Below are 26,407 nucleotides of genomic sequence, written 5' to 3'. Positions count from 1 at the left end.
CATTCCTGTCCGACGACGCTGGCGGTAGCTGGTTCTAGGTCAGGAGCGCGCCCGAGAGTGCGACTCCCGCGACGATGACCGTGGCCACGCCGGCAAGAGCAACCGGTTTGGGGCCGACCTCGCGGAGACTCGAGAACTTGACACCGGTCCCGAGCGCGAACATCGCCGCGGTGAGAAAGACGGTCTCTACGTGCTGCGCGGAGTCAGTCACGAACTCCGGGACGATCCCGCTCGACCGGAGTACGACACAGACCATGAACGCGATGATGAACAGCGGCACCAGCGGGGGCCGCTTCTCGCCGGGAGCAGTGGTCCCTTGCCGGCGTTGCGCGATGCCGATACCCACGATCACGGGGGCGAGCAGGAGCACGCGGGCGAGTTTGACGATTACGGCGACTCCGAGTGCTGTCCCACCGATCGCGCCTCCGGCCGCGACCACCTGGGCCACTTCATGGATCGACGCACCGGCCCACACGCCGGCCTCGGTCGGAGACAGACCGATCGCGGAGGCGAGGAGCGGGATCACCGGGATCATCAACGTGCCAAAAACCACGACCAGGGCAATGGCCGTCACCGTCTCCTCCTCGTCGGCGTCCGCGACATCCTCGGCGGCTGCCACGGCGGCGGCACCACAGATGGAGAAGCCGCAGGCGATGAGCAGTCGCTGCGCCCGGCCGACCCCCATGAGTCCGCCCAGGTACCACGTGCTGGCGATACCGATGACGACCACCGCCACGACGGTGAGGATCACCACCCACCCGAGGTCGACGATGTCCGCAAGGAGCAACTGAAAACCCAGCAATGCGATCCCCGCGCGCAGCAACGTTTTGGCGGCGAACCCGGTCCCCGGCGCCACGCGTTCGGGCAACTGCAGGCTGTTGACGAGCAGGGCGCCCAGGATGATGGAGATCAGCAACGGGCTCATCGCGGGCACGAGGGAGGAGAGCGCGATCGACGCCGCCGACGCCACCGCACACAGCGCCAGACCCGGCGCGTAACGGGCGATCTGTGAGTGCATGTCTCCAGCTTCGGGGACCACGGACCGGTCCGGTAGGTTCAATTGCGACCGGCAGTCATGCTGATCTGATATGCCTGAAACGGTATGGAGGGCGCGAACAGATGACCACGGAATGGCCGGACCTCAGCGCACTCGAGTTGCTGTTGGCGATCGATGAGCGGGGCAGCCTCGGCGCCGCGAGCCGCGAGCTCGGGATCGCTCAACCCAACGCGAGCCGGTCACTCCGGCGGCTGGAAAAACAGCTGGGGCTGACGCTCATCGACCGTCGCGCACGGGGATCGCAGCTGACCGCCGAGGGGACGGTCATCGCGCACTGGGCGAGTTCGGTGCTCACGGAGTCCCGTCACCTCCTGCACGCCGCGCAGGGGCTGCACGCGGAGAACGAATCGACCATCGCGCTGTGTGCGAGCATGACCGTGGCCGAGCATCTCCTCCCGGGCTGGCTGGGGAGACTGCGTAGCCATCATCCCGGTCTCGGGGTCCGCCTCGAGGTGCAGAACTCGGCGACGGTGTGTCAGCGCGTCTTCGACAAGGGCTGCGACCTCGGGTTCATCGAGGCCCCGGAAGTGCCGGGAAATCTCCACAGTGCGGTGGTGGCGCGAGACGAACTCGTCGTCGTCGTCACCCCCGACCATCCCTGGGCCGCGCGCTCGGCCCCTCTCCGCGCGACAGACCTCACCTCCACGCCGTTGGTGGTGCGCGAGGCCGGTTCGGGGACCCGCACCACCCTGGACACAGCGCTGACAGAGGTTGGCCGGGTGCAGCCACTGCTCGAGCTCGGGAGCTCGGCAGCGGTTCGTTCCGCGGTGCTGGGCGGCGCGGGACCGGCAGTGCTCAGCACGCTGGCGGTCGCCGAGCACCTCACGAAGGGCGACCTCACCAGAATCCCCGTCGAGGACCTCGACCTCCGCAGAAGCCTGCACGCCGTGTGGAGAGGCGAGCGCGTCGTCACCGGCGCGGCCGGGGACCTAATGCGCATCGCCCACGACGAACTCGTGCGATCGCGGTAGATCCGAGCCGACGGCGATTACGGAAACCGCGAGGCCGGAACTTTACAAAAAATTCCTCCGCAGGCACGGCCCGCCCCACATACTCGACCGAGTGGACTCTCCGGGCACCGGCTGGGCCATCCAAATTGCGGCGGATTGGAAACTATGTGTACGAGCTTTCAGCTTCGAGCAACGGATGGCAGCGTCTCGGTCGCGCGAACGATGGAGTTTCCGGACGCACTCGGGGCGCGCCTCACCGTGCTGCCGCGTGGACTCGCGCTCACCTCCACTGCGCCGGACGGCCCGGGAATCGCGTGGACCTCGCGCTACGGCGTGGTGGGTATGGATGCGTTCGGCGAGCCGAGCCTGCTGTCGGACGGCACCAACGAGGCCGGCCTCTATGCGGGCGTTCTCTACATGTCGGGATTCGCGTCCTATCCGGATCCGGCGGGCACCGACCCGTCGCAGACGCTCGAGATACTCAACACGGTCACGTACGCGCTGACGACCTGCGCGAGCGTCGCCGAGGTCTTTGACGCGTTCTCCGCGCTCACCGTGTGGGCGCAGCGGAATGACGCGATCAACGACATCCCTCCACTGCACCTGGTCCTGCACGACGCCACGGGTGCGTCGGGAGTGATCGAGTTTCAAAACGGGGTGCAGCGCCGCCTGGACAACCCGCTGGGCGTGGCCACCAATTCGCCGTACCTCGACTGGCACTACAACAACGTGCGCAATTGGATACCGCGGATCACCGCTGCCAACCCGGACTCGGTGAACATCCGCGGGGTCGACGTTGCTCCCCTGTCGCAAGGGCAGGGCTTTGTGGGGCTACCCGGCGATTCCGGCAGCGCGGCGCGATTCCTCCGCGCCACCGCCTACGTCATGACTCTGCTCGAGCCCGATGATGCCGCTGCGCTGGAGATGCTCACCTTCCACGCGCTCAACAACTTCGACCTGCCCGCCGGCGTGATGACAGGGGTCAGCGCGGGCGGACTCGAGCAGGACGACCAGACCCAGTGGTCGAGCATCGCCAGCCTGTCCACGCGTCGCTACATCGTGCGGGTGCAGTCCAACCCCACGCCCGTCGTGGTTGACCTGACGACGACAGACTTCGACGGCGACGCTCCCCGGCAGCACGAGCTCGCCGCGGGATCGTTCCAGAACATCACCGTCTGATCGCGGCGCAAGTGCTCAGTTGAGCGAGTCGATGGCCTTCTGGATCAGCCGGGTTGCCTCCGTGGCGACCTCGGCGAGGCCGGGATCATCGGCGAACTGCACCATCAGGTTCGGGTTCATGGCCTCGACGTGCACAAGGTCGGCGTCGTCAGGATCCTGACGAACCACGACGTTGCAGGGCAAGAGCAGCCCGATCTCCCGCTTGACCGACACCGCCCGGTGCGCCAGCGACGGGTTGCACGCGCCCAGGATCACGTAGGGCTCCAGGTCGGCGTCGATCTTCTCCTTGAGAGTGCCGGCCATATCGATCTCGGTCAGGATTCCGAACCCCTGGTCCTTGAGTGCTGCGCGAACGCGATCGTATGCGTTCGTCATGGACCCGTTCAGGGTGGTCTTCAATGCCAACTCAGTCATCATCACCTCCATATACGGTCGTAGACCCGAACGTACTTACCCAGGGGGGTATCCGCAAGGGGCTGAGAGGCTAGAACCAAAGATCGGGAGGCAGGGCAGGCCCTGAAATACAGTCTCGACACACAGAGGAGTGGGCATGCGTACCCGGAGACGAGCAACCTGGCAGATCGTGCATGCGGAAAGGCGACTGCTGGTCGCCGACCTTGCCGCATTGAGGGACGAGCAATGGGAGCAGCCTTCGCTCTGCCCTGGCTGGGATGTCCACGACATCCTGGCGCACCTAGTGGATACGGCCCGCACCGGGCGAGTCTCGTTTGTCCGAGACCTCGTCGCAGCGCGTATGGGCTTTGATCTCGCCAACGAGAACGGAGTTGCCCGGCGCAAGCGGGAGAACCCCCAGGACACACTCGCGGCGTTCGCGGACGCCACCACGTTGACGCGCACACCACCCGCAGCCCTGGCCACGCGAGTGGTCGAGGCCATCGTGCACGGCGAAGATATCCGCAGGCCACTGGGCATCGCCGGGCGCTACCCCGATGCAGCCATCTCCCAAGCGCTCACCTATCAACTGCGCACCCCGGTGTCCTTCGGCGGCGGACGCGAGCGGGCTGACGGCCTAAGGCTCGTCGACCTGCGAACCGGGTCCACCTGGGGAAACGGCGAGGACGTCACAGCCGATGCCCTGGACCTGCTGCTCACAGTCTCCGGACGCAGTGTGGACCGCAGCACCCTCTCCGGCCCCGGAGCGTCTCGCCTCCTCACTGCCCAAACGGACCATGACAGCTGACAGAAGAGGCGAGTGATGCGCAGCCGAGAGGAGACCGCGAGCCCAGCGTTCCGTGACACGTGGGCGTGGCTCGGATCCGGGGCGATCGCGCTCGCGCTCCTCGTCGCGGTTGTCGTCGCCGCTCCGCGGCTTCTTGATCGTGATCCGTGCGATATTGCTCTCCGCGCTGCATCTGAGCTCGGGCTAAAGCTGTCCGACGACGACGCCGTCGTCTCCTGCGAGTGGCATTCGAGCTTTCCGGATTCGTCCGGCGCCGTCATGGTGCGCACTGCTTCGATCACTTCCCGAGAGGCGCTGCTGAAGCGGTCCGGTGTCAGCGAGGAGATCACAGGAACGACCGTGAGCATCAACGATGGCCCATTTCGCAGCGAGACGCGGAGACCGAACCTCGAACGAAGCACACAGGTCTACCTGAGGACCGGACCCACCGGACACATTCTGAAGATCAGCTACGACGAGGGTCTGGAGTCCGGGCTCCTGCTCAGAGTTAGCGCAATCGAGATGTGAGCGGGGGTCTAGAACCAGAGGTCGGCCAGCAGCTCGATCGACCGGTTCCGCACCGCCGGGTCGTGTGCGTAGGTAACGGTAATGAGCTCGTCGGCGCCGGTGCGCTCGACGAACTCCTCGAGCCGCGCCTTGACCGTCGCCGGCGAGCCCACGGCACTGATATCCAGCATCGCGGGCGTGCTGCCGGCGAACTGCGCCGGGTCGACGGGCGGCTGGATCTTGCGCCTGCGCCCGGCCCTCAGGTCCAGGAACATCTGCTGGAGGGTGGTGAACTGCCGGCGGGCTTCGGCGTCAGTATCGGCCACCACCACGTTGATCCCGGCCATCAGCTGCGGCTTATCCAGCCGCGCGGTGGGCGCTTCGGTACTGAACGACTCGCGGTAGACGCGGATGGCGTCGTCGATCTGGTCGGGCGCGAAATGCGAGGCGAGCGAGAACGGCAGCCCCAGCTGGCCCGCTATCGAGGCGCCGTTGACGGTGGAGCCGAGCACCCAGATCGGCACTTCCATGCCCTGCGAGACCGAGGAAAAGATCGAAGTGCTGTGCGCGGTTCCGTCCTCACCGAACCAACCCTGCAGATCGTAGATGTGCCGGGCGAAGTCCTGCGGCTCCGCCGAGGAGCGACTCAGGGCTTGCGCGGTCATGCCGTCGGTGCCGGGCGCGCGGCCCAGGCCCAGGTCGATCCGGTCGCCGTGAATGTTGGCCAACGTGCCGTACTGCTCGGCCACCATGAGCGGGGCGTGGTTGGGCAGCATGACGCCGCCGGAGCCCACGCGGATCCGCTCGGTCACCGAGGCGGCCTGCGAGATCAGCAGCGAAGTGGCCTTGGAGGCCAGGTTCGGCGTGTTGTGGTGCTCTGCGAACCACAGTCGGGTGTACCCCAACCGGTCGGCCAGCGTCGCGGACTCCATCGACGCGGCAATCGCCTCGCGCGCGGTGGACCCCTCCGAGATGGAGACCAGGTCAAGGATGCTCAATGGGACTGACAACGGACACGCTCTCTTCGCTTCACGACTCCGCAAAAGGGGTGCCTCACCCGCAGGTGGACTCCGCGGCTCACGTCAACGACCGTACCGAAGCCCGCATATCGATGACGTCTCACCAATCCCCCCGCCCACCCGCGCGGGCCGGACACCAGAGGCCCGCTCGGTCAGGACGGGAGTGCGCGCTCCCGCACCTTGAACCAGATCGAAAAGTCCTCCGCGGCCTGCCGGACGACATCGTAGCCGGCGCCTCCGGTGAGGTCGGTGAAACTGTCCCGCACTCCGTCGACCCCGGTCGCCTGCGTTTCCTTAGGTATTCCGAAGCCCATCTTCCAGTCACCAAAGCTGCGCTCGGATGCCGCCTCGACCAGGAGGACCCGCACGTCGTTGTGCCTGTCGTCGATCCTGATCCTGTCCATCAACGCGTCGATCTCTGCAGGGGGACCCTCGAGGAACTGGATGAAGGTGGTGTTCCGGTAGAGGAGGGCGCCGGTGATGCCCGTTTCCATGTTGTGCTTCCTGGAGGTGAACAGGATCGACTCAAGGTCAGCGGGAAGCATCTTCCGTGCGGCCTCACTCGTATAAACCAGGTACTTCAAGCCTCCCGCGTCGCCCGATCGAGCATGATCTGAGTCCACGGTCATCGACGGTCCCCTTCGTGGGAGGTGGCAAAGTAGAGCTCGTCCAGGCAGGCCATCGACTCTTCCAGAGTGGGCGCTTCGCCTCGCAGCGTCGAGGTCTTGTCGAACGTCCTATAGCTGCCGTCCGGGGACTGCTCGATGTAGCCCACAAAGTTGCCCTGGTGGTTGCCTACAAAAAATGTGTCTTCCACCTGCGACCAGCGAACCTGTTGCTCACTGCCGTTCACCTGACTCATCGCCGCCATTTCATTAGTTCTGTCCGCGTCACGACTGTGCCAAACGGTGGGCGCCGGCGCTACCGGGGCCCGGTCAGTTAATCACGCGTTCCCACTCGATCCAGCCCCGGCCGGTACGCCCGTCGGAGGCCGCGAAGTCGGCCATGGCGCGGACGAAGTGCGCGACTCTGCCGTCTTCGGAGGTCAGCAGGAGGCTGGCATATGCCGTCGGAGTGACGGCGAAGTCGAGGTCCACGTCCTCCAGGCGGAACGTGGCGCCCGTCATGCGCCCGTCGCCGTCATAGTCCGCGTTCGACGCTCCCCGGGACAGTTCGATGATGTCCTCGTCCTTCTGCACGTAGCCAAACGCGTAGTCCATCCCGTCCATCACCACGCTGTGGATCTTGGTCCCGGTGGTGAGCCCCTCACCGTCGTCGAGCCGGAAGGCATTCCACATCCACTGCGTCCCCCACCAGTCACGGGTGGACCAGGAGTGGTCGCGCTGCCCGTCGCCGGCAAAGGTGAACTTCTCGCCGTCAATCGAGAGGGTCCCGGTGACGCGGCACGGCATCTCATACCGGGTGGTGATGGACCACTGGTAGTCGATGCCGTCGGTCAACCACGTGAGCTCGGCCTTGATCTGTGTGGGTGTGCCGGGTTCGCCGCGCAGGATCGCGCCCTCGTCGGCATAGGCGTACGCGGTGCCCTCGAAGTCCACGATGTAGGCCCTGACCGGGTCGGTGACCTCGAAGCAGGCGGTGTACGTGGGCGCCTGCACCGTGAACTTGAAGTCCTCGCGGGTAGGTGGCAGCGCGGCCGGGTCGTTGAGGATGATCGATGGTTTGCCCGGGCGGGTGATGGCGAACGACATCAGGGACACGTCCTGGTTGGCCGTGTCGCCGAGCCGGGCGTAGACGCCCACGGTGCCGTCGTCGCTGATGGCGTCCATGTAGTGGCTCTCGCTCCACAGTGGCTCGCCGGGCTGCGGGGCGTGCGCGCCCTCGTCCGCCGGGTCGACGCGTAGCGGCTGCGGCGCCTGCGGATCCTGGGAGGTCGCGGACATGGGGGCACCTTTCGTCGAGGAACTGGACCGGTTGTCCTGGATTACTGTTCCCTGGCGCGCGCCGGCGTGGACCGTAACGGCCCTAAAGTTCGACGACGACAAGGTGCGCCATCCCAAATCACGAGGGCGACTGCAGGGATGCGCGTTTTGAGTTCTACCGATTGTGCAATAGGTCACACTATGGGGATCGCGGGTCCCACCCCCCGCATCGGTCCGCACGAAGGGTTTGACCACATGGCGCAGGCACACTCCGACGAACGGCTCAATCAGCGGGTGACCTCCGGCGAGGCCGACCTCGAGCAGATCCGTGAGCGCCTCACCTCGTGGCTCGCGGGCCGCGACGAGGTCGACGCCGCCGCGGGGGTAAGCGTCTCGGCGGTGAGCAGACCGGAGAGTTCGGGGATGTCCAACATCTCGGTGCTCTTCGACGCCACGTGGACCCCCAACGGTTCGCGCGAGCCGCAGTCCGCGCAACTGGTCGCGCGGATGTGCCCGCAGGACGATGCGTTCCCGGTGTTTCCCAACTACGACCTGACCACGCAGTTCGACGTGATGCGGGTGGTTGGCGAGAACACAGATCTGCCGGTCCCCCGCGTCCGGTGGCTGGAGCAGGATCCGGCCGTGCTGGGGACGCCGTTCCTGGTGATGGATCGCGCCACCGGGCAGGCCCCGGTCGACAATCCCCCGTACGTTTTCGATGGCTGGTTGCTGGAGATGGATCCCGCGCAGCAGGCCCAGGTGCGGGATGAGTCCGTGGCGGTCCTCGCGGCGATCCATCAGATCGCGCGGCCAGAGGAAGTGGTGCCCTCGCTGGCTCCCACCTCGGGCACGAGTGCGCTGAGGGCTCACGTCGACGAGCAGCGGGCCTATTACGAGTGGACGACTCGCGAGGACGGGATGCGCATCCCCGTCATTGACCAGGCCTTCGACTGGATCGAGGCCCACTGGCCGGACGAGACCAGTCCCGACGTACTGAGCTGGGGCGACTCCCGGATCGGCAACATTCTCTACGAGGGCACCACCCCGACCGCTGTACTGGACTGGGAGATGGCGGCCATCGCCCCGGCCGAGGTGGACCTGGGCTGGTTCCTGTACTTCCACGACCTGTTCCAGGAACTCGCGGTGGCCTTCGAGTTCCCCGGAATCCCCGACGTCTTCGACCGCAGCGAGGTCATCAATCGCTACGAGAGCCTGACCGGCACCACCGTCAGGGACTTGCCGTTCTACTACGTGTACGCCGGGCTACGGCAGGCGATCATCTTGTCGCGGATCAATCGTCGCCGGGTCTTCTTCAACGAAATGGAGGCTCCGGCCACCCCGAACGAGTACGTGCTGCACCACGCGATGCTGGAGCGGTTGATCGCAGAGTGAGCACGTTCGATTGCAGGCTGGGCGATACAGGCGAAGGGGCGTAACCGCTGCGGATAAGGTCTACTCCGGAATGTGGCGAGTGCTAACAGAGGAGCTAAATTGCCGCGAATCGAAGTAGTGGCGGCGGTGTTTTCTCGGGACGGCAAGGTTCTCGCGTGCCGACGCGCACCTGGCAAGTCGGCGGCGGGAATGTGGGAGTTCCCGGGAGGAAAGGTCGACGACGACGAGACCCCCGAAGCTGCATTGGTTCGCGAAATCCGGGAAGAGCTTGGGCTTTCTGTCTCGGTTGGCGACCTCGTCGACAGGACAGTGACCCCGGTCGGCCCTCTCGACATCGATCTGTCCTGCTACTTCGTCTCGTTCGGTGAGGTACCGTCCCACAGTACGGATCACGACGAATTGCGCTGGCTCTCCCGTGACGAACTGCCGTCACTCAACTGGGCTACCCCAGACCTTCCCGCGGTGACCATTCTCTCGACAAGCAGACACAAGCGCGTCACGGAGCGCCTATGAGCGCCCCGTTGCCCGAAGGGCTCTACGAGTCAGTCGTCACTCCACGCCTGCAAAAACGCCTCGATGTGACAGCAGCGTCGTCACGCATCACGAATCTAGATCCGGCGCTCGCCCCCGAGATTCTTGGCCGGCACATCGGCGAAGCAGTACGCAGGCATCTCGAATCTGTCGACCCAGCTAAGCGGCTTGAGGTCGTCGAACGGTTTACTGCTGTACTCGACTCTGACGGTGACGACCTCGCAGGTGAGTCCATCCTCCAGTCCATCTACCGCATAGACGAAACAGAACCGCGTCGCCCATCGACTCCGCTATCCGAAGGTGCACTTCTTACCAACGCGCGCGACGAGCCTGGCCTCGGCAATGAGCTCGCCCTTGAGATGGAATCGGCCGACGAGGTCGATCTCCTGTGTGCGTTCGTCAAGTTCACCGGAGTGACAGTCCTGGCCCCTCAGTTCAAACTGCTCGCCGAACGAGGGATAGCGCCTCGTGTTCTCACGACCACGTATATGGGCGCTACAGATCGGCGCGCTCTCGACGTTCTAGTTAATGATTACGGAGCTCAGGTCAAGGTCCGGTTTGAGAAAGCCTCGACTCGCCTGCATGCGAAAGCATGGCTATTTCGTCGATACTCGGGCTTCGACACCGCTTACGTCGGCAGTTCGAACTTATCTCGATCCGCACTTGTGGACGGGCTCGAGTGGAACGTGCGACTGTCCTCAGTCGCGCACGCGGCTCAAATAGCGAAATTTCGGACGGTCTTCGACTCCTACTGGAACTTGGCCGACTTTGAGTTGTACGACCCCGATACCGACGCCGAAAAGATAGACAAAGCGCTCGAAGAGGCGGGGGGTCGAAAATCCACCTCTGCCCTTGTTTCCCTCGCCGGCTTAGAGGTACGCCCGTACGGCCACCAGCAACTTATGCTCGACGCACTTGCGACCGAACGAGAAGTTTTTGACCACCATCGCAACCTGGTAGTCGCAGCAACTGGAACCGGCAAAACCGTCGTTGCAGCCCTCGATTACCGCGCGCTATCCGAGAAAACCGACGGCAATCTACCTTCTCTGCTATTCGTCGCCCATAGAAAAGAAATTCTGGTTCAAGCACTGCGCACCTATCGCGCCGTGCTTGGAGACGGCTCTTTCGGTGAACTATTCGTCGGTGGCGAGAAGCCTCGCCATTGGAAGCATGTGTTTGCCAGCGTGCAGTCGCTCGACCGGGACCACCACCTTTCCGATGATTGGGACATCCTTGTCGTCGACGAATTCCACCACGCCGAAGCGGCAAGCTATCGACGACTCTTCTCGCGGTTCGCCGCCGAAGACGTTCTTGGCCTGACTGCAACACCGGAGCGCGCGGACGGTGTCGACGTCCGTGAATTTTTCAATGGTCGGACTGCCTACGAACTTCGCCTCTGGGATGCGCTCGAGCAGGATCTGTTGTGCCCGTTCCACTACTACGGAATTTCAGACAACACGGATCTACGCGATATTGAGTGGAGCGCGGGTCAATACAGCCCTGGAGCTCTTTCTGACTTGTACACCGGCAATGACGCCCGGACGTTGCTTGTTCTCAAGGCTCTACGGGAGAAGGTCCTCGATGCGACCCGGATGCGGGCGCTCGGCTTCTGCGTGTCGGTGGACCACGCGAAGTACATGGCCAATGCATTCACAGCGCGCGGTATTCCGTCCGCTGCCATCGTCGGCACGACTGACTCGAACGAGCGGCGCAACCTTGTCGAGCGTCTCAAAGCCGGCGAACTTCGTTGCCTATTCACCGTCGATGTCTTCAACGAGGGTGTAGATATTCCTTCAGTTGATGTTGTCCTCATGCTGCGTCCCACCGCGAGCTCGACAGTGTTCATTCAACAACTCGGACGTGGATTGCGTCGGTCACCCGGGAAAGCCGTGTTGATTGTCTTAGATTTCGTGGGCCAGCATCGGGCCGATTTCAATCTTGCGGGCCGCTATCGCGCAATGACGGGGCTCTCGAGGCGTCGGCTCGAAACCGATCTTGAAGTGGGCTTCCCATCGCTTCCCGGCGCATCGCGGATCGTTCTCGACGAGGTTTCCCGCGACGAGGTGCTGCGATCTATTAAACAGGCAGTAAATGCGAACACCAAGACCGCGTTGGCAAAGGATCTCCGCTCACTCGGGACTGTCCCAGTGCTCACCGAATTTCTTGAGGAGACCAATCGCGATTTAGACGACGTATACCGAGCTGACCGTTCATGGACAACAATTGTCACCATCGCGACAGGGCAGCCTGAACCAGAGGGTAGAGAAAAACTCCTTCTCAAGAAGCTTCAGCGTTTGAGAACAGTCGACGACCTTGATCGAATCCGTGAGTACACGCGCGTGAGCGAGGGCATTTTGGCTGGCAAGTCGTTCGCCCGCAGTGACGTCTGGGCATCGATGCTGATCGACTTCTTGTCGCCAGTTCAAAGCACTGTTGACTTCGACAATACTGTCCGCGACCTCGCCAATTTTCCGCGGGTGTTCGAGGAGCTAGTCCAATTAATGGACGCCGCCACTCGGAACATTCGCCACGTACCGCTTCCCCTCGACGGGGATCTCGCCGCTCTGCCGCTGCGCTCACATGCGAGCTACAGCCGGGAGGAACTGCTGTCTGCGTTGGATTGGCGCGGAGAGGACGGCCGTCCTAAAACTCTGCGGGAAGGCGTTGCCTGGTGCGCGGCCCACCAAACCGACATCTTCTTCATCAATCTCCACAAGGACGAAAGCGTATTCAGCCCATCAACGATGTACAGGGATGTCCCGGTCTCGTCGACACTGTTTGACTGGGAATCCCAGTCAAACGCCACCCAGACCTCTCCGACGGGCCGCCGGTACCTCAGTCAACGCGAAACCGGAACCGATGTACTGCTTGCGGTCCGCAACTCACCTAAGGACGACGTCACTACGGCGCCCTTCATGCTGCTGGGAAATGCGGACTACGTGTCCCACTCCGGCGAGCGTCCGATCCAGATCAGGTGGGGCCTCCGCCGACCGATGCCCGCTGATGTTCTCGCTGAGGCGTCCGTGCTGGGAGTCTGAAGCTAAAGACTGGCGCGGAGCGCATAACCTCGTCGTCGTCGTCCTCAACAAGCCCACGGGCGCACCATAACCGCGTCAGACTGGTGGACAACGCACTTCTACTCGCGTAAGGACAAGACATGACCCAACAGCCTGCCGCAGATTCCTATCGCCCCGATTCGCCCTTGGTCGTCGACCACGACGTCGTGATTGTCGGGGCGGGTTTCGCCGGCCTGTACGCCGCCCAGAAGCTCGGGCGAGCCGGTGTCGACGTCCTCCTGCTCGACCAGAACCCGTATCACCAGTTTCAGCCCCTGCTGTACCAGGCGGCCACCTCGCAGATCCCGATCTCCAGCGTGGCCAGGCCACTCCGCGCGATTCTGCACCGCGAGCGCGACCACGTGAAGATCCGCACGGCACGGGTGGCGGATATTGACGCCACCACCAAAACCGTCACGACCGCAGACGGCCTGTCCTACCGCGGCCGGATCCTGGCGATCGCCGCCGGCACCGAACCCAACTTCTTCAATACGCCCGGAGCACGCGACCTCGCTTACCCGCTGTACTCGCTGGACGACGCGACGAGCCTGTCCTCGGCGATGCTCGGTGCACTGGAGCGGGCATCGGCCATGCAGGACGCCGGGGGCGAGCACCGACCGTTCGGCGTCGCCGTGGTGGGCGCGGGCCCCACTGGTGTCGAGACCGCGGGCGCCCTTGCCGAGAACATCCGGCTCGTGGTGGCCGAGCAGTACTCCCCTGAATTCGCGGCCTCGATCAACGTCCACCTGATCGACATGAGCGACACCGTCCTCGGAGCCTTCTCCGACTCATCGCAGAGGTACACCCGCCGCAGCCTGCAGGACCTCGGCGTCATCATCCATCTGGGCACGGCCGTCTCCGCGGTGACCGAAGAGGGCGTGACCCTCGCGGACGATACGACCATCCCGGCCGGGATCGTGGCATGGACAGCCGGACTCAAGGCGACCGGCTTACTGCACAAAGCCGGCCTGCCCACCGGTCGGGGAGGACGCGTGGACGTCAACACCGATCTCACCGTCCCGGACTTCCCCGGCGTCTACGTGCTGGGCGATGCCGCCAACATCGTGGACGCGAAGGGACGTTCCCTCCCCCAGTTGGGTTCAGTCGCCAAGCAGTCCGGACAGTGGGCCGCCGACAATATCCAGGCCGACCTCGCGGGCCAGCCCCGCACGCCGTTCGGGTTCCGCGACCTCGGCTTCATGGCCATGATCGGCCGGGGTCGCGCGGTAGCTGAAGTCACGCCACGTCGGATCCAGATGAGCGGGCTCCTGGCCTTCCTTTCCTGGCTCGCCGTCCACCTGATGCTGCTCTCGGGCATGCAGCAGCGCGCGGCCGTCCTGGTATCGTGGTTCCGGGATTACCTCACCTCGAGTCGCCCCCACGTGGTGATTCACCAGCCAGACATCTACGCGCGCACTCGCCACACCGACTCAGCAAGCCAACCCCTCACTGAGACAGGAGTCAGCAATGACTGACATCACCAACGTCACCGTGTTCGGAACCGGCGTCCTCGGTTCGCAGATCATGATGCAGGCCGCGTACCACGGCAAGACCGTGACCGGGTACGACATCTCCGACGACCTCCTGGTCAAGCTCCCCGAGCGGTGGGAGTGGATGCGCGGCTACTACAAGCGTGACCTGCCGGACTTCGACGAGAAGCGGTTCGACGACGCGATAGCGTCCATCTCCACCACCACCGACATCGCCGATGCCGTGGCCGACGCCGATCTGGTGATCGAGGCCATCCCGGAGCAGCTCGAGCTCAAGAAGAAGGTGTGGGCGCAGATCGGTGAGAGCGCGCCGGAGAAGACCATCTTTGCCACCAACACCTCCACCCTGCGCCCGAGCGACTTCGCCGACGACACGGGCCGGCCCGAGAAGTTCCTCGCGCTGCACTTTGCGAACCTCGTCTGGCGCTACAACACCGGCGAGGTGATGGTCGCGGAGAAGACCGAGCAGAAGTACTTCGACATCGTCCTGGAGTTCGCGGACGAGATCGGGCTCGTACCCATCCCGATCCTCAAGGAGACCCCCGGCTACCTGCTCAACGGACTGCTCGTCCCGTGGCTGCAGGCGGGCGCGGGCCTCTACGTCGACGGCGTGGCCAACCCCGTCGATATCGACAACGTGTGGCGCACCGCGACCCACTCACCCCAGGGGCCGTTCGAGGTGTTCGACGTCGTGGGGTTCAACGTGGCCGCCAACATCTCGCGCATGGGCGATGAGAAGCAGCGGAAGTTCGCCGAGATCCTGCAAAAGGGGATCGACGCCGGCAAGACCGGACTGAGTGACGGCGAGGGTTTCTACACCTACGACTCCGATGGCAAGGTGGTCGCTCCGGTCACGAGCTGGAACCACAGCTGATCCGCAAATAATTCATCCCCTACGAGAGGCCGCTCCCGTGAGCCGGACGTACGATCTGATCGTCATCGGAGCCGGTGTGGCCGGCACCGCCGCCGCCACGCAGTGCGCAGCCCAGGGGTGGCGGGTCGCGATCGTCGACTCGCTCCCCTACGGCGGGACGTGCCCGCTGCGGGGATGCGATCCCAAGAAGATCCTTCGTCGCGGCGCCGAGATCATCGACAGCGCCCACCTCATGCGCGGCAAGGGGATCGACGACTCCGGGCTGGCGATCAACTGGGCAGACCTCATGGCGCACAAGCACGGGTTCACCGACCCCATCCCCCGGGGTACGGAGGACGGACTGATCGACAGTGGAGTCACCACCCTGCACGGACGCGCACAGTTCGTCGACGCCCACCAGCTGGAGGTCGACGGCACCACCCACACCGCGGACCGGTTTCTCATCGCCACGGGGGCGCAGCCACGCCCACTGGACTTCCCCGGCCACGAGCACCTGATCGACAGCACCGAATTCCTGGACTTGGACGCGCTGCCCGCCCGGATCCTCTTTGTGGGTGGCGGGTTCATCTCCTTCGAGTTCGCCCACATCGCGGCGCGGGTCGGCAGCGAGGCCGTCATCATCGACCACGGAGCGCGTCCACTGAAAGGCTTCGATCCGGACCTCGTCGAGCTGGTGGTCGAGCGCGGTCGATCGGCTGGCGTCGAGGTGCGCCGCACCACCGCAATCGTCTCGGTCGAGCGATCCGACTCCGGCCTGCGGGTGACCGTCGACCACGACGGGACCACGGAGACCATCGAGACCGACCTGGTCGTCCACGGTGCAGGACGGATCGCCCAGCTCGAGGACCTCCGGCTGGACGTTGCCGGAGTGGAGTGGGGCGATCGCGGGGTGAGCGTGGCCGACCACCTGCAGAGCACCACGAATCCTGCCTTTTGGGCCATCGGCGACGCCGCCGACACCGCCGGGATGCCGTTGACCCCGGTCAGCAGCCTGGAGTCCGAGATCGCCGCGGCCAATATGCTGGGCGATGCCACCACCACGCCGGACTACTCCGGGATCCCCACCGCCGTCTTCACCATCCCCGAGCTCGCCCGGGTGGGCATGCTCGAGGCCGACGCCAGGGAGAACGGCATCGACCTGGACGTGCGCTACTCCGACACCAGCGGCTGGTACTCCAACTACCGGGTCGGCGAGACCACTGCCGCCGCCAAGATCCTCGTCGACCGTTCCACCGACCTCATCGTCGGCGCCCACCTCCTCGGGCCCGGGTATGGCGAGGTGATCAACACTTTCGGAATGGCCATCAAGTTCGGCCTCACCGCCAGTCAGCTCGCGACCGCGATCCCCGCCTACCCCACCACCGGCTCTGACCTGGCCTCGATGCTCTGACGACTGGCAGCGCGTGCTGGTCTCACCGGCGGGTCTCAACCATTCAGATCGCGCCGCCGGTAGGCCACCACCGCAAGTCCCAGGATGACCACGGCACTCACCGAGAGCACGGCAAGGTGCCCGTAGTCGGGGCCGTCGGCCAACGGATTGCTGTGCGCGAAGTAGTACCAGGGGCTGACCCGGGCGAAGTCAGCCAGCGTGCTGGACAGCGGCAAAAACGCGTTGAGGCCAAAGGCCAGGGCGGCGAGTCCACCGGCCACGGACGAGCTCAGCCGCGGATCCCCGGTGATCGCTGACGCCAGCACGGCCACGGCGCCAAAGACGATGGCCAGCAGGGCGGCGTGCGCGCAGGTGCCCAGCACTCCGGCGGTGTCGATTCCCAGGCCCCCGATGCGATCGCCGAGGACGATTCCGGCGGCTGCGCCGATGGTGGCCAACAGGACGTTGACGACCATGGCGGCGGTCTTGGCTACGAGGAAGGAAACCCGGCTCACCGGAGCCGACAGGAGCACCCCGAGGGACTTGGCCTGCTCCTCCCCCGCGACCCCTTTCGCCGCCGAGATCGCAGCGACAGCGATCAGGCCCCCCGGCACCACGAGGGAGACCATCTCGGCGTTCATCCATCCGACGGGCGAGGTGAGGTCCGCGCCGGCCAGGACCGTGCCGAGGCCGTCGCTGAGTGCGGCAGGCAGGTCGGCAAAGGCGTCCTGGAGGGAGGGCCAGAGCGCACCGGTCAGGGCGCCCATAGCCACCAGCAGCACCGCGACCGTAGTCACCAGGACAAGTCGGTCGCGCACGGCCGTTCGGGTGATCGCGACTATCTGGACCACCGTGCTCACATGCGCGCGGCCGGCGGGATCGTCGGAAGTCGTGGTGGTCACGGGCGTCATCCCTTCAGGTCGCGGCGGGTAAAAGCCACAAGAGCGACGACGACGACCAGCGCCGTGAGCACCGCCAGCACGAGCAGATGGGGCACGTGGACGCCGTGGGCCAATGGTTCGCCGGCAACGTAGTAGTGCCAGGGACTGAGCACGGTCCAGGCGTCGAGGTGAGCGACCGGCAGCATGGAGTTGGACACCCAGGCGATCACGGCCAGTCCGCCGCCGACGCCGGAGGCCAGCGACGCACTACCCGTGAGAGCGCCCACTGCCAGGGCCACGGCACCGAAGAGCAGCGCCAACAGGTACAGGTGCACACTTGCCGCGGCGATACCTGAGGCGGTCAGTCCCTCGATGTCGAACACAGCCGAGGACAGGGCCGACCCCATAGCGAATAGCGCGGTGATGACCGCCAGGGTCAGCGCCAGCGCGGCCGCCTTTTGGGCTAGCAGGCTGGGGCGACTGAGGGGTTGCGCAGAGAGGACGGCCATCGTGCCGGCCTCCTCCTCACCAGCGATGAGGGCGGCACCGGTCATCACGGCGTACGCGATCAGGACGAACGGCGCCAGGAGATTGAACAGCTCACCAACCGCATAGCCGCCAGGCCCCACGGGAATGAACGCGATCACCGCCTCGGGCATCGCGTCGGTGAGGTCGCTGATCGTGGACTGCAGCCCGGAGCTGATGCCCAGGACGAAAAACGCGAACACGACCAGCACAAGCGCCAGGACCACCACCGGGGTCCGGCGATCGCGCAATTCGTGCCGGAGCACCTCAGTGCGCATCCGTCGACCTCGTCGTCGTCGTCGTTGTCGTCGCTGTTGTCGGCGTCGTCGTTTCCTGGCCGGACCTGCGGTAATAGGCGAGGAAGATCTCCTCGAGGTCGGCGTCGCGGGTGTGCAGGTCCACGAGCTCATGCGCCATCGCCGCCTGCAGAACCGCATTGATGGGGCCGTCAAAAGCGACGGTGGCGTGCGGGCCGTCGACCGTCGCCTCGCGGATGGCCGCGACCCGGTCGAAGAGGTTCGCAGGAACGGGCCCGGCGAACTCCATGTCGATGCGACGGATGGCCTTGGCCTTGAGGTCGGTGATCCGCTCGACGGCAGCCAGTTCGCCCTCGCGGATGATCCCCACGCGGTCGGCCACCCGCTCGACCTCCGACAGGGTGTGGGAGGACAGGAACACGGTGCGGCCCTGGTCGCGGACCTCGCCGAGCATGGTGTGGAACTCCTGCTGGATCAGCGGGTCCAGGCCGGCGTTGGGCTCGTCCAGGATGAGCAGGTCCGGCGTGTGCATGAACGCCTGGATGAGACCGATCTTCTGGCGGTTTCCGGTGGAATAGTCGCCGATCTTCTTGGACAGGTCCGCCCGGAGGCGTTCGGCGAGCTCGTGGACGAAGGTCTGGTCGACCCCTCCCCGCAGACGCCCGAAATACGCCAGCAACTGCGCGCCGGTCATCTTGGGATAGAGCGCCAGGTCGCCCGGCACGTAGCCGACCCTCGCTCGGATCCGCAGCGAGCCAACGCGGGAATCGAGGCCGAAGATGCTCGCCCGCCCGGACGTGGGCCGGATCTGATCGAGAAGCGTGCGGATGACGGTCGATTTACCCGCGCCGTTGGGCCCCAGGAACCCGAAGATCTCCCCCGGGAACACCTCCAGATCGAGGTTGCTGACCGCCACGACGTCACCGAAGCGCTTGGTCAGCCCGTCCGTGGCGATCACGGGGCGCTCGGTCATCGTCGTGTCGCCTCCCTGCGTTCTAGCGTAGTGGCCCCGTCCTCGTCCGGGGCCAGGAACGGCAGCGGGGCATTTGTCTCCTCTGGCGCTTCGGAGTGGCTGTTGGCCTTGTGCTCAGCCCAGCGCACGAGCATGCGCGGCATGTCGTTGCGGACGAATTCAAAGAACTCCCGGGTCTCGTGCAGCTTCGCCAGACCCGGCGCCTTGTCGGACTGAGGCAGGTCGTCGAGGATCGCCACGGCGTCATCGATACTCGCGTTGACCTGATCGATCAGCGGGAGCCGAGAGGCGAAGATCTCCGCCCACACGTCGCCGTCCATGAGCCGGAAGAGATCACCCCGGCCCCGCGGCGCCCGCTCCCGAATCACCAGTCGCGCGTCGACGAGGTAGCGGACCGCCCCGGAGATCGCCGCCGCGCTCACCTCGAGCCCTCGGGCGAGATCACGCGAGGAGTACGACTCTTGACCGCCGATCATCATGAAGGCGAACACCCGGGCCGGCATTCGTGGGATTCCGTCGAGTTCGAGGCCCTGCCCGAACCGCTCGACGGCGCGCTGTACCGGTGATCGTCGATCCATACCCCGACGCTACACGGGTTTCTGGTGATTCATAATTTTGTGAAGTTCATGCAGGGCGGTCTAGGGCTCTTCAGCCGTGTCGTGATCCCCTCCTGCTTACTCAGCGGCCATATTCTCGCGGAAACGTCGGGTGCGCTCGTCGGTCGTCAGTCGCGAGCACCATGAGCAGTATCGGCCGTCGGGGGCCGCGTACCAGTGGCAGCAGCTCTTCCGGTCGTACTGCAGCCGCGGGCCGCAGGGCCCGGTGAGGACCCGGAAATCGCCCCCACGGCGCAGTTCCGGGCGGGCGGACAGCAACTCTTCCGCGCGGGCGTGCACCTCGCCTGCCCCGTGGCCCGAGTCTTCGAGCCGCGCCAGCGCGCGAAAGCCGCCCGCGAAACCTGCGGCGATGTTGCCCACGAGATTGCCCATCCCGGGCCCGGTCTCAGCGCTGAGCCGGCGGGCGACGGGGAGGAGATGCGCATCAACGACAGAGTGCAAAACATCGTCAGCCGTCACCGCTGCGTCGACCCGTGCCCGGTCCAGGATGAGCAGATCCGGGGTCCCGTCGAGGAATCGGAGGGACACCCGCTCGGCCGCGAGGTCGAGCGCGGCTCCGTGCCGTACCCACGCCGCGGCCGCGACAGAGCAGAGCCGGTGGCAGTACCGCTGGAAGACCAACGACCCGGCGTGACGCCCGACGGCCATCCCGCGAGAGTGCGCATGGACCTGTACCATCTTGCGGATCTCCTCCGGCTCCGGGCCGACGAGTCGGGCCGCGTCAAACCATTCGACGTCTCCGGCGGTCGCGGGCTCGGAGACGAGATCGTCGCGTTGGCGAATGCTGAACGGAGGCCCGAGGGCGTCAAGATCGGCGATCACCGCGCCCGGCTCGGTCATGTCGGCTTTCCGAAGCCACGACCTGAACGATCGACCTCGTCCGGACCGAGCCCGAGGAATTGCGACCGGAGGCGGTCCCACAGTTCGAGGCGCTCCCAGGTGGGTGTCTTCTCGAGCTGCTGGGTGCGCGAGAGGTAAGGGTTGGGCAGCATCGCCGTCATCATCTGATCGTCTCTGCCGTTGAACAGTCGCAACCCCCACGACACCGGCGCTCCGTCGGCGCCGAGACTGCGATACAACTCGGCTCGCGAGCAGCGCCTGATCCGACCCAACTCGGGCCCGCTCGCGGTGTGCTCACCGATGCACAGGTGGAAGTGCCAGCGGCCGAAGTCGACGGTCGCGTAGCCGCCGTACATGGCGATCCGCTCGGGGGCGTTGGGCGCGGCCACCTCCCACGCTGCACCTTCCATGATGATGCCGAACCAGATCTCATTCCAGTACTCGTCGAACAGTAGGTGGATGATCTCCAGCAACCGGTCCTCATCAGCCGGCAGAGCCCAGCGCTGCTCACGACCGCCCGTCGGGGTCTCGACAACCGGTGGATCGATGGGCGTCGCCTGCTGCGTGGTGGTGTCGGTCATGTCGTTTCCTTCTCTCGGAGGTTGGACCGCGCGGGTTTGTGGGGCAGAACGCAGTCACCGCACAAGCCGCCGCTTCGCGTTCGGTAGAACAGGCAACAGGAGGTGCGCCTGTACCCGTCGTCGTCATCGAATCGGACGGCCCCGGAGATCCGGGGATCGGTGAGCAGTTGTCGGGCCAGGTCCCGCGCCTGCCCCGCTCGCGGGCCGTCGAGGACCCGGGCCGCGCCGAGCAGCGCCGACGCCGCATTTCCCCACAGCAAACGCGGAGACACGGAGTCGACCCGGCTCACCGCGGCGATCAACGGCTCGATGTGCTGATCGAGCAGTGGGGATGCGAGCTCCTCCGCCGATCCGCGCCAGGCGATCGGCTCGTCGACATGAAGCTCCACCGGCCCGTCTGCGGCGCGCCACAACAGGCGCGACGGGTCGAGGTCCGGCACCAGTCCGTGGTGCATCACCGAACCGAGACCGATCGACCAGAGCCGGGCGCACCACCCCAGGAACAGTGTCGACACCGCCACACGACGGTCGCGAACTCGCATACGCTGCTGCACCCCGTCGATGAGAGCCGAGAGTGCGGTGTCGTCGCCGTACAACTGCTCAGCCAGTCTCCACTCGCCCGGAGCTCGGGCACCTGCGCCCAACGCGAAGTACGGACTGATCCGCGATAGCCCGGCGAACGCGGACGCCACCTCGGACCGCGCCGCCGCGGGGGTCCCGTTGTCCGGGAGCGACCTGACGAGATCAGGCACTTCACCGAGTTCGTCCACGGCCCACGACCGCCTGTCGTGCCACAGGTGGATCCGGTCCGTCGAATCGGCGTGGATCACCAGTTCCGCGACCTCGTCGTCGTCACCGCCCGGTGGCACCCATCCCTCGCGCGCCAGCATCCGGGCAAGCGCAGCGGACAGAGGTTCACAGGCCCGGATCCGCACCGACCGGCCCTCGTCCCCGTCACGGAGCACAAACACGCCGGAGGCCGGGTCGAATCGCAGGTTCTCTCCGTCGAAGAGCGCGCCGATGCGACCCGACACCGCCAACTGTTCCGGAACCGAGTCCACCAGGCTGCGGTCAGTGCCCATGAGCCAGACGCGGTCCGCCACTCGCAGCGCCAGTTCAAGATCGTGGGTCGACATCAGCACCGCCAGGTCCTGCTCGCGAGCCAGTCGACGCAACAGGGCGACCAACCCGGCGCGCGACGGTACGTCGAGGAAGGCCGTGGGCTCATCGAGCACCAGCAACAACGGCTCCTGCGCCAGAGCCCGGGCGGTGAGCACCCGCTGACGCTCACCGTCGGACAACTCCGACGCCGGGCGGTCCGCGAGGTGTGCCGCGCCGACCGGCTCGAGCGCGCGTTCCACCGCCGCGTGATCGCGCGAGCCCAGTCTGCCGCTGACACCCAGGTGTGGAATCCGGCCCAGTCCGGCCAACTCGCGCGCGGACAACAGACCCGGATCCACCCGATCTGTGAGCACCACGGCGACCCGCCGGGACAGCTCGTCGGGGGCGAGCGTCACCAGGTCATCTCCGCCGAGCAGCACCTGCCCGCCGAGGGCCGGTTGGAGTCCGCACAGGGTGCGGATGAGCGTTGACTTACCGCTGCCGTTCGGCCCCAGGAGCACAGTGAGCTCGCCGGTCCGGGCCACGGCGCGCAAACCCGAAGCTACAACCGTAGAGCGTCCGCGGATACGTCCGCCGGTGTGGTAGCCGATGCCGAGATCCCGGACCTCGACCCCCGCGGCGGTCATCGGACCGCCCCGTCGAGACCCCGCCGACTGCGCAGGAGCACGGTCACCACGATCGGCGCACCGATCAGGGCGGTGACGGCGTTCAGCGGGAGCACCGCGTCGCCGCCGGGGACCTGACTGACGATCCCGCAGCCCAACGCCACGGCGATACCCATGAACACCACCCCGGGCACGAGCACCCGATGGTCCGAGGTACCCAGTGCGATCCTGGTCAGGTGCGGGACCGCGAGCCCGAGGAACGCGATGGGTCCGCAGTACGCGGTGGTGACTCCGGCGAGTACGGACGCCGACGCCAGCGTGAGTAGTCGCGTCCTGCGCACGTCGATCCCCATGGTGCGGGCGTACCCCTCCCCCAGCAGGAGTGCGTTGAGCGCACGGACCGTCGAGGCCGCGACGAGCACCGCCAGCATCACGAGCGGCCCGAACAGTCGCAGATCGGCCCAACTGGTGGCGGCGAAGCTGCCCAGCCCCCACAGGAGGAACTGTTGGGACCGCTGGGGGTCCGTGTACACCAGCAGCACGCTGACGATCGCCGTGGTGGCCGACCCCACCATCACGCCGATGAGCAGCAGCACCGATGCGGAGCGCACCCAACGGGAGAGCACCAGCACCATCGCCAGGACGATCGCCGACCCGGTCGCCGCGGCCAGAACCACTCCGGCACGCCCCAGGCCCGCGACCTCCGCAGTGAACCCCGCGCCGGCGCCGCCCCCGACCACCACGACGAGCGCGACTCCGAGGCTGGCCCCCGAGCTCACCCCGAGGATGTAGGGGTCGGCGAGCAGGTTGCGGAACAGGGTCTGCATCTGCAGGCCGGCCACCCCCAGGGCGGCTCCGGCGAACACCGCCGTGAGCGCCCTGGGCAGACGCAGGTCATGGACTATGACCTCCAGTCGCGCATCAGACGGCGCCCAGCCGAACAGCACCCGCACGGTGTCCGCGACCGGAACCCGCACGGGGCCCACCGCCAACGCCACCAGGAAGAGACCCAGTGCGGTGGCCGCGAGGAGTGTGAGGGCGACCGCTCGGTCGTTCGCCGCATCGCGCGGCGGCTTCTCCCGGGACCGGACCGTCAGCGTCCCCGTCACGGGCGGGGAACCTCGCGGTAGAAGGAAAACTCGTGATCCGGGGCGAGCTCCGGGTGCAGTATCGCGACCAGATCGGCCAGCACCAGGTCGGGACGGGTGACACCGCGTTCATAGAAGTCGTTTCCGCCCCGCGGCCCCATAGCCTTGTTCGCGGACCAGGTCCCGCCCTCGTGCATCGCCGACAGCGTCCCGTAGCGGGGGTCGTCGGCCAGTGCATCCGCTCCGGTGTCCCAGTCACTGGTCACCAACCAGATCGGCGCAGTTCCGGCCTGATTGAACACGGATTCGAAGTTCAGTTGAAGGCTGCCTGTGGCGTCGTCGTCCGCCCACGGGTAGGTGCCGCCGGCGTCGGCGATCAGCCTGCCGACGTAACTGCCGCCCGCGGGCATGTACCAGGTGCCCTCGTACATCTGCCCCGGCAACACATCGCGCGCCGGCGCTCCGGCTGCGGAGTCGACGACCTCCAGGTAGTCGGAGCGAATCCGTGTGTAGACCTCGTCGGCCTTCTTCTCCGACCCGGTCAACGCGGCCATCACCTTGAGCCATTCCGCACGTCCGAGAGGCGTGGACTCCAACCACTCCGCATTGGCTATCACCGGCACACCCGCGTCCCGGATCTTGCCGTAGACCGGCTCGTCGGTGCCCTGGGTCATGAGCACGTCGGGGGCTTCGGTGATGACCTTTTCCACGTTGATGGTCTGCCCGGGCGCGTATTCGACGACCTCGCCGGAGTCAATGCGTTCGATCGCCTCCGCCCCACTGACGTTCGCCGCGTTCGCGACCCCTGCCAGGACATCCATTCGTCCTAGATCCGCCAGCAGAGGCAGGTGGGTGGTGGACGCCGAATACAGGCTCTGAACGGGAACAGTGATCTGCGGCGCGCTCGCCAGGTCACCGGTGAGCTCCGGTGGCGGCGCACCACATTTGACCAGCACGTATGACTCACGGCTGGCGCCCGGGAACGGCTGCTCGACCGTCACCACCTGGTAACTCTCGTGGTAGTCGATACTTACGTTCTCAGCGTCCCGGATCGTTGACTTGTCCGGGAAGTAGTCGGTACCGGGCTGATAGTCCGTGATGCAGTCCTCGCCCGGCCCGGCCACGATGGCGGCCTCGTCGGTGGACGAGCATGCGGTCGTGGCCAGCGCCAGAATTACGAGCCCGGCAAGGGCTGAGGCTGGGCGGGTCAATGGTGAACGGGCAGAGGTGTGTCGGGTATGGCTCATCAAGGCTCCGTGATGGGAAGAAACGCGAATCGGGGACTGTGCGCGGCGAGCGGCACGCAGAAGCGGACCCGCCCGGAAGTCGGGCGGGTCAGAACTTCGGGTGGTGGCTACCCAGGTGGGTCGAGGACCCCTCGACGCGCGACCGTCTCACGGAGAATGGAAAACGAGGTACCCGACAACGGGGACACAGCGAACATGGTGGCGACGCCACCTCTCTCGGGGAAATCCGCCCCGGCTATGAGGACGCGATCACGGGAGTCTCCTGGCTCTCGGATCATCGCTCGCCTCGCCTTCCGGCACCGTCTGGGCCGTGGCTGATGAGGGTCGCTACCCGACTACAGTGGCGGGACCGCGCCGGATTCACACCGGCTTCCTCTTTCGTGATCGCCTTGCTCAGCGGATTATTGCACGCGTCAGGGCCGGGACATGTCCCCGGCCCTGACGTGGTCCGCGTTCAGTTGCGTTTCGATTCCGCGATGCTCACGACTTGCGGCTGACCGCGATTCCGCCGCCGACGAGCGCCACCACCACGAGTCCGCCGGCAATCCACCAGACGGGATTCACGCCCGAGTCCTCGTCGGACTCCGCAGCGGTCTGTTCCGCGTCGGCGTCCGTGGCTTCGCCCGATCCGGAAACGGTCGTCGCGCCGGACGAGGCGCCGGCGGACGCAGCGGCGGGCGAGGCGAACGTGACGGGCACCTCGGCCGTGTGGACGAAGCCGTTCCGGTGGTCGCCGAACAGCGTGACGGCACAGGGCGTCTCGTCGCAGTCCACGGGCTCGCCGGTCATGGTCTCGCCGGCCCGCGTGACGTGGAGGGTCGCGGTGAACGTGCCGTCCGGGTTGACCGGCACGGTGGCGCCCGGACTGTTGGACACCCATGCCGAGGCCGACCTGTCACTGGGTCCCCCAGCACAGTCCGGCCCGGTCGGACCACTGGTGCCGGCCACGCAGGTCGACAAATAGTAGCCGAGCTCGGGATCCACGCCCGAGCCCTCGACGGTGATCTCCTGGCCGTCGGTCAGCTCCGTGCTCTCCGAGAGCGTGAGCTGGACGTCGTCGCCCGGCGCCGCGGAGGCCACGGCCCCCGCGGCCAATCCGGGCCCCAGGACAAGGGCCCCGAGTGCGGCGACGGAGGCGGCGCGACGCGAGTGGCGGTGCAGGTACGAACGGTTCATCAGTACTC

Annotated in this window: 26 protein-coding genes and 1 riboswitch; of the genes, 10 read left to right on the top strand and 16 right to left on the bottom strand. The window is 66.0% G+C overall.

The features are described 5' to 3' along the window. Positions 1–34: 34 nt before the first annotated feature. Entirely contained in the window at positions 35–1,018 is a 984-nt protein-coding gene (locus tag ON04_RS02645) for a YeiH family protein (RefSeq protein ID WP_010540027.1), read from the bottom strand. A gap of 101 nt (positions 1,019–1,119) precedes the next feature. Between ON04_RS02645 and ON04_RS02640 the strand changes: the two genes are divergently transcribed. Then, a complete protein-coding gene (locus ON04_RS02640; protein WP_010540026.1) occupies positions 1,120–2,028 on the top strand; it encodes a LysR family transcriptional regulator in 909 nt (302 codons plus the stop codon). Positions 2,029–2,172: 144 nt separating this feature from the next. Then, positions 2,173–3,186 (top strand): linear amide C-N hydrolase, encoded by a 1,014-nt coding sequence (locus ON04_RS02635; protein ID WP_081477110.1) that lies wholly within the window; start codon positions 2,173–2,175, stop codon positions 3,184–3,186. Between the two features lie 15 nt (positions 3,187–3,201). Here the strand turns inward: ON04_RS02635 and ON04_RS02630 are convergent, their stop codons facing one another. Then, complete coding sequence (locus ON04_RS02630; RefSeq protein WP_029457556.1) at positions 3,202–3,600, bottom strand: DUF302 domain-containing protein; 399 nt, start codon at positions 3,598–3,600, stop codon at positions 3,202–3,204. A 136-nt stretch (positions 3,601–3,736) separates the two neighbouring features. Here ON04_RS02630 and ON04_RS02625 point away from each other — a divergent pair, with 136 nt between their 5' ends. Together ON04_RS02625 and ON04_RS02620 are read left to right on the top strand one after the other, a co-directional pair. Next, positions 3,737–4,387, top strand: a complete 651-nt coding sequence (locus tag ON04_RS02625; protein WP_010540023.1) for a maleylpyruvate isomerase family mycothiol-dependent enzyme — start codon at positions 3,737–3,739, stop codon at positions 4,385–4,387. A gap of 15 nt (positions 4,388–4,402) precedes the next feature. Further along, complete coding sequence (locus tag ON04_RS02620; protein ID WP_010540022.1) at positions 4,403–4,894, top strand: hypothetical protein; 492 nt, start codon at positions 4,403–4,405, stop codon at positions 4,892–4,894. A gap of 8 nt (positions 4,895–4,902) precedes the next feature. Here ON04_RS02620 and ON04_RS02615 read toward each other — a convergent pair whose 3' ends face one another. From ON04_RS02615 to ON04_RS02600, 4 genes are all read right to left on the bottom strand, one after another. Next, on the bottom strand, positions 4,903–5,871 hold the full coding sequence (locus ON04_RS02615) for an LLM class flavin-dependent oxidoreductase (RefSeq protein WP_010540021.1): 969 nt from the start codon (positions 5,869–5,871) through the stop codon (positions 4,903–4,905). A gap of 173 nt (positions 5,872–6,044) precedes the next feature. After that, entirely contained in the window at positions 6,045–6,521 is a 477-nt protein-coding gene (locus ON04_RS02610) for a BLUF domain-containing protein (protein ID WP_010540020.1), read from the bottom strand. Next, positions 6,518–6,754 (bottom strand): hypothetical protein, encoded by a 237-nt coding sequence (locus ON04_RS02605; RefSeq protein WP_238529214.1) that lies wholly within the window; start codon positions 6,752–6,754, stop codon positions 6,518–6,520. The genes ON04_RS02610 and ON04_RS02605 overlap by 4 nt, the downstream gene beginning before the upstream one ends. Positions 6,755–6,827: 73 nt before the next feature. Beyond that, positions 6,828–7,796, bottom strand: a complete 969-nt coding sequence (locus ON04_RS02600; RefSeq protein WP_010540018.1) for a DUF7064 domain-containing protein — start codon at positions 7,794–7,796, stop codon at positions 6,828–6,830. Between the two features lie 234 nt (positions 7,797–8,030). Between ON04_RS02600 and ON04_RS02595 the strand changes: the two genes are divergently transcribed. From ON04_RS02595 to ON04_RS02570, 6 genes are all read left to right on the top strand, one after another. Further along, positions 8,031–9,167 (top strand): phosphotransferase family protein, encoded by a 1,137-nt coding sequence (locus tag ON04_RS02595; RefSeq protein ID WP_029457552.1) that lies wholly within the window; start codon positions 8,031–8,033, stop codon positions 9,165–9,167. A gap of 99 nt (positions 9,168–9,266) precedes the next feature. Then, positions 9,267–9,680, top strand: a complete 414-nt coding sequence (locus ON04_RS02590; RefSeq protein WP_010540016.1) for a (deoxy)nucleoside triphosphate pyrophosphohydrolase — start codon at positions 9,267–9,269, stop codon at positions 9,678–9,680. Next, complete coding sequence (locus ON04_RS02585) at positions 9,677–12,736, top strand: DUF3427 domain-containing protein (protein ID WP_010540015.1); 3,060 nt, start codon at positions 9,677–9,679, stop codon at positions 12,734–12,736. Before ON04_RS02590 ends, ON04_RS02585 begins: the two co-directional genes overlap by 4 nt. A 119-nt stretch (positions 12,737–12,855) precedes the next feature. Beyond that, positions 12,856–14,229, top strand: coding sequence for an NAD(P)/FAD-dependent oxidoreductase (locus tag ON04_RS02580; RefSeq protein ID WP_010540014.1), 1,374 nt, complete (start codon positions 12,856–12,858; stop codon positions 14,227–14,229). Continuing rightward, on the top strand, positions 14,222–15,118 hold the full coding sequence (locus tag ON04_RS02575) for a 3-hydroxyacyl-CoA dehydrogenase (RefSeq protein WP_010540013.1): 897 nt from the start codon (positions 14,222–14,224) through the stop codon (positions 15,116–15,118). The genes ON04_RS02580 and ON04_RS02575 overlap by 8 nt, the downstream gene beginning before the upstream one ends. A gap of 37 nt (positions 15,119–15,155) precedes the next feature. Then, a complete protein-coding gene (locus ON04_RS02570) occupies positions 15,156–16,508 on the top strand; it encodes a dihydrolipoyl dehydrogenase family protein (RefSeq protein WP_010540012.1) in 1,353 nt (450 codons plus the stop codon). Positions 16,509–16,543: 35 nt separating this feature from the next. Here the strand turns inward: ON04_RS02570 and ON04_RS02565 are convergent, their stop codons facing one another. The 10 genes from ON04_RS02565 to ON04_RS15855 all read right to left on the bottom strand — a co-directional run bounded on the left by ON04_RS02565 (position 16,544) and on the right by ON04_RS15855 (position 26,399). Further along, positions 16,544–17,389, bottom strand: coding sequence for an ABC transporter permease subunit (locus ON04_RS02565; protein ID WP_010540011.1), 846 nt, complete (start codon positions 17,387–17,389; stop codon positions 16,544–16,546). Between the two features lie 5 nt (positions 17,390–17,394). Then, positions 17,395–18,171 (bottom strand): ABC transporter permease subunit, encoded by a 777-nt coding sequence (locus ON04_RS02560; RefSeq protein ID WP_010540010.1) that lies wholly within the window; start codon positions 18,169–18,171, stop codon positions 17,395–17,397. Further along, the gene (locus ON04_RS02555; RefSeq protein ID WP_010540009.1) at positions 18,161–19,123 is read right to left on the bottom strand and encodes an ABC transporter ATP-binding protein; all 963 of its coding nucleotides are present in this window, start codon (positions 19,121–19,123) and stop codon (positions 18,161–18,163) included. The genes ON04_RS02560 and ON04_RS02555 overlap by 11 nt, the downstream gene beginning before the upstream one ends. After that, complete coding sequence (locus ON04_RS02550) at positions 19,120–19,701, bottom strand: GbsR/MarR family transcriptional regulator (RefSeq protein WP_010540008.1); 582 nt, start codon at positions 19,699–19,701, stop codon at positions 19,120–19,122. The genes ON04_RS02555 and ON04_RS02550 overlap by 4 nt, the downstream gene beginning before the upstream one ends. A 96-nt stretch (positions 19,702–19,797) precedes the next feature. Continuing rightward, positions 19,798–20,580 carry a hypothetical protein gene (locus tag ON04_RS02545; protein WP_010540007.1) on the bottom strand — a complete coding sequence of 261 codons (783 nt, stop codon included), beginning with the start codon at positions 20,578–20,580 and terminating at the stop codon, positions 19,798–19,800. Then, positions 20,577–21,161 carry a DUF7676 family protein gene (locus tag ON04_RS02540; protein ID WP_010540006.1) on the bottom strand — a complete coding sequence of 195 codons (585 nt, stop codon included), beginning with the start codon at positions 21,159–21,161 and terminating at the stop codon, positions 20,577–20,579. The genes ON04_RS02545 and ON04_RS02540 overlap by 4 nt, the downstream gene beginning before the upstream one ends. Further along, the gene (locus ON04_RS02535) at positions 21,158–22,909 is read right to left on the bottom strand and encodes an ATP-binding cassette domain-containing protein (protein WP_010540005.1); all 1,752 of its coding nucleotides are present in this window, start codon (positions 22,907–22,909) and stop codon (positions 21,158–21,160) included. The genes ON04_RS02540 and ON04_RS02535 overlap by 4 nt, the downstream gene beginning before the upstream one ends. Next, a complete protein-coding gene (locus ON04_RS02530; protein WP_010540004.1) occupies positions 22,906–23,997 on the bottom strand; it encodes a FecCD family ABC transporter permease in 1,092 nt (363 codons plus the stop codon). Before ON04_RS02530 ends, ON04_RS02535 begins: the two co-directional genes overlap by 4 nt. Beyond that, positions 23,994–25,223, bottom strand: a complete 1,230-nt coding sequence (locus ON04_RS02525) for an ABC transporter substrate-binding protein (RefSeq protein WP_081477108.1) — start codon at positions 25,221–25,223, stop codon at positions 23,994–23,996. Before ON04_RS02525 ends, ON04_RS02530 begins: the two co-directional genes overlap by 4 nt. A gap of 235 nt (positions 25,224–25,458) precedes the next feature. Next, positions 25,459–25,640: riboswitch (cobalamin riboswitch) on the bottom strand. Positions 25,641–25,703: 63 nt separating this feature from the next. Next, the gene (locus ON04_RS15855; RefSeq protein WP_010540002.1) at positions 25,704–26,399 is read right to left on the bottom strand and encodes a neocarzinostatin apoprotein domain-containing protein; all 696 of its coding nucleotides are present in this window, start codon (positions 26,397–26,399) and stop codon (positions 25,704–25,706) included. Positions 26,400–26,407 lie beyond the last annotated feature (8 nt).

The organism is Dietzia alimentaria 72 (assembly GCF_000226215.1).
Classification (GTDB): Bacteria; Actinomycetota; Actinomycetes; order Mycobacteriales; family Mycobacteriaceae; genus Dietzia; species Dietzia alimentaria.
Note: the sequence above shows the minus strand (reverse complement) of the source record. Positions and strands in the feature narration are given on the sequence as shown.

Coding starts and splice junctions, on each gene's coding strand:
- ON04_RS02580 (WP_010540014.1), top strand. CDS start 12,856: ATGACCCAACAGCCTGCCGCAGATTCCTATCGCCCCGATTCGCCCTTG.
- ON04_RS02640 (WP_010540026.1), top strand. CDS start 1,120: ATGACCACGGAATGGCCGGACCTCAGCGCACTCGAGTTGCTGTTGGCG.
- ON04_RS02560 (WP_010540010.1), bottom strand. CDS start 18,171: ATGCGCACTGAGGTGCTCCGGCACGAATTGCGCGATCGCCGGACCCCG.
- ON04_RS02575 (WP_010540013.1), top strand. CDS start 14,222: ATGACTGACATCACCAACGTCACCGTGTTCGGAACCGGCGTCCTCGGT.
- ON04_RS02605 (WP_238529214.1), bottom strand. CDS start 6,754: ATGAGTCAGGTGAACGGCAGTGAGCAACAGGTTCGCTGGTCGCAGGTG.
- ON04_RS02595 (WP_029457552.1), top strand. CDS start 8,031: ATGGCGCAGGCACACTCCGACGAACGGCTCAATCAGCGGGTGACCTCC.
- ON04_RS02525 (WP_081477108.1), bottom strand. CDS start 25,223: ATGAGCCATACCCGACACACCTCTGCCCGTTCACCATTGACCCGCCCA.
- ON04_RS02535 (WP_010540005.1), bottom strand. CDS start 22,909: ATGACCGCCGCGGGGGTCGAGGTCCGGGATCTCGGCATCGGCTACCAC.
- ON04_RS02635 (WP_081477110.1), top strand. CDS start 2,173: ATGTGTACGAGCTTTCAGCTTCGAGCAACGGATGGCAGCGTCTCGGTC.
- ON04_RS15855 (WP_010540002.1), bottom strand. CDS start 26,399: ATGAACCGTTCGTACCTGCACCGCCACTCGCGTCGCGCCGCCTCCGTC.
- ON04_RS02540 (WP_010540006.1), bottom strand. CDS start 21,161: ATGACCGACACCACCACGCAGCAGGCGACGCCCATCGATCCACCGGTT.
- ON04_RS02610 (WP_010540020.1), bottom strand. CDS start 6,521: ATGACCGTGGACTCAGATCATGCTCGATCGGGCGACGCGGGAGGCTTG.
- ON04_RS02625 (WP_010540023.1), top strand. CDS start 3,737: ATGCGTACCCGGAGACGAGCAACCTGGCAGATCGTGCATGCGGAAAGG.
- ON04_RS02545 (WP_010540007.1), bottom strand. CDS start 20,580: ATGACCGAGCCGGGCGCGGTGATCGCCGATCTTGACGCCCTCGGGCCT.
- ON04_RS02600 (WP_010540018.1), bottom strand. CDS start 7,796: ATGTCCGCGACCTCCCAGGATCCGCAGGCGCCGCAGCCGCTACGCGTC.
- ON04_RS02585 (WP_010540015.1), top strand. CDS start 9,677: ATGAGCGCCCCGTTGCCCGAAGGGCTCTACGAGTCAGTCGTCACTCCA.
- ON04_RS02550 (WP_010540008.1), bottom strand. CDS start 19,701: ATGGATCGACGATCACCGGTACAGCGCGCCGTCGAGCGGTTCGGGCAG.
- ON04_RS02555 (WP_010540009.1), bottom strand. CDS start 19,123: ATGACCGAGCGCCCCGTGATCGCCACGGACGGGCTGACCAAGCGCTTC.
- ON04_RS02630 (WP_029457556.1), bottom strand. CDS start 3,600: ATGACTGAGTTGGCATTGAAGACCACCCTGAACGGGTCCATGACGAAC.
- ON04_RS02645 (WP_010540027.1), bottom strand. CDS start 1,018: ATGCACTCACAGATCGCCCGTTACGCGCCGGGTCTGGCGCTGTGTGCG.
- ON04_RS02620 (WP_010540022.1), top strand. CDS start 4,403: ATGCGCAGCCGAGAGGAGACCGCGAGCCCAGCGTTCCGTGACACGTGG.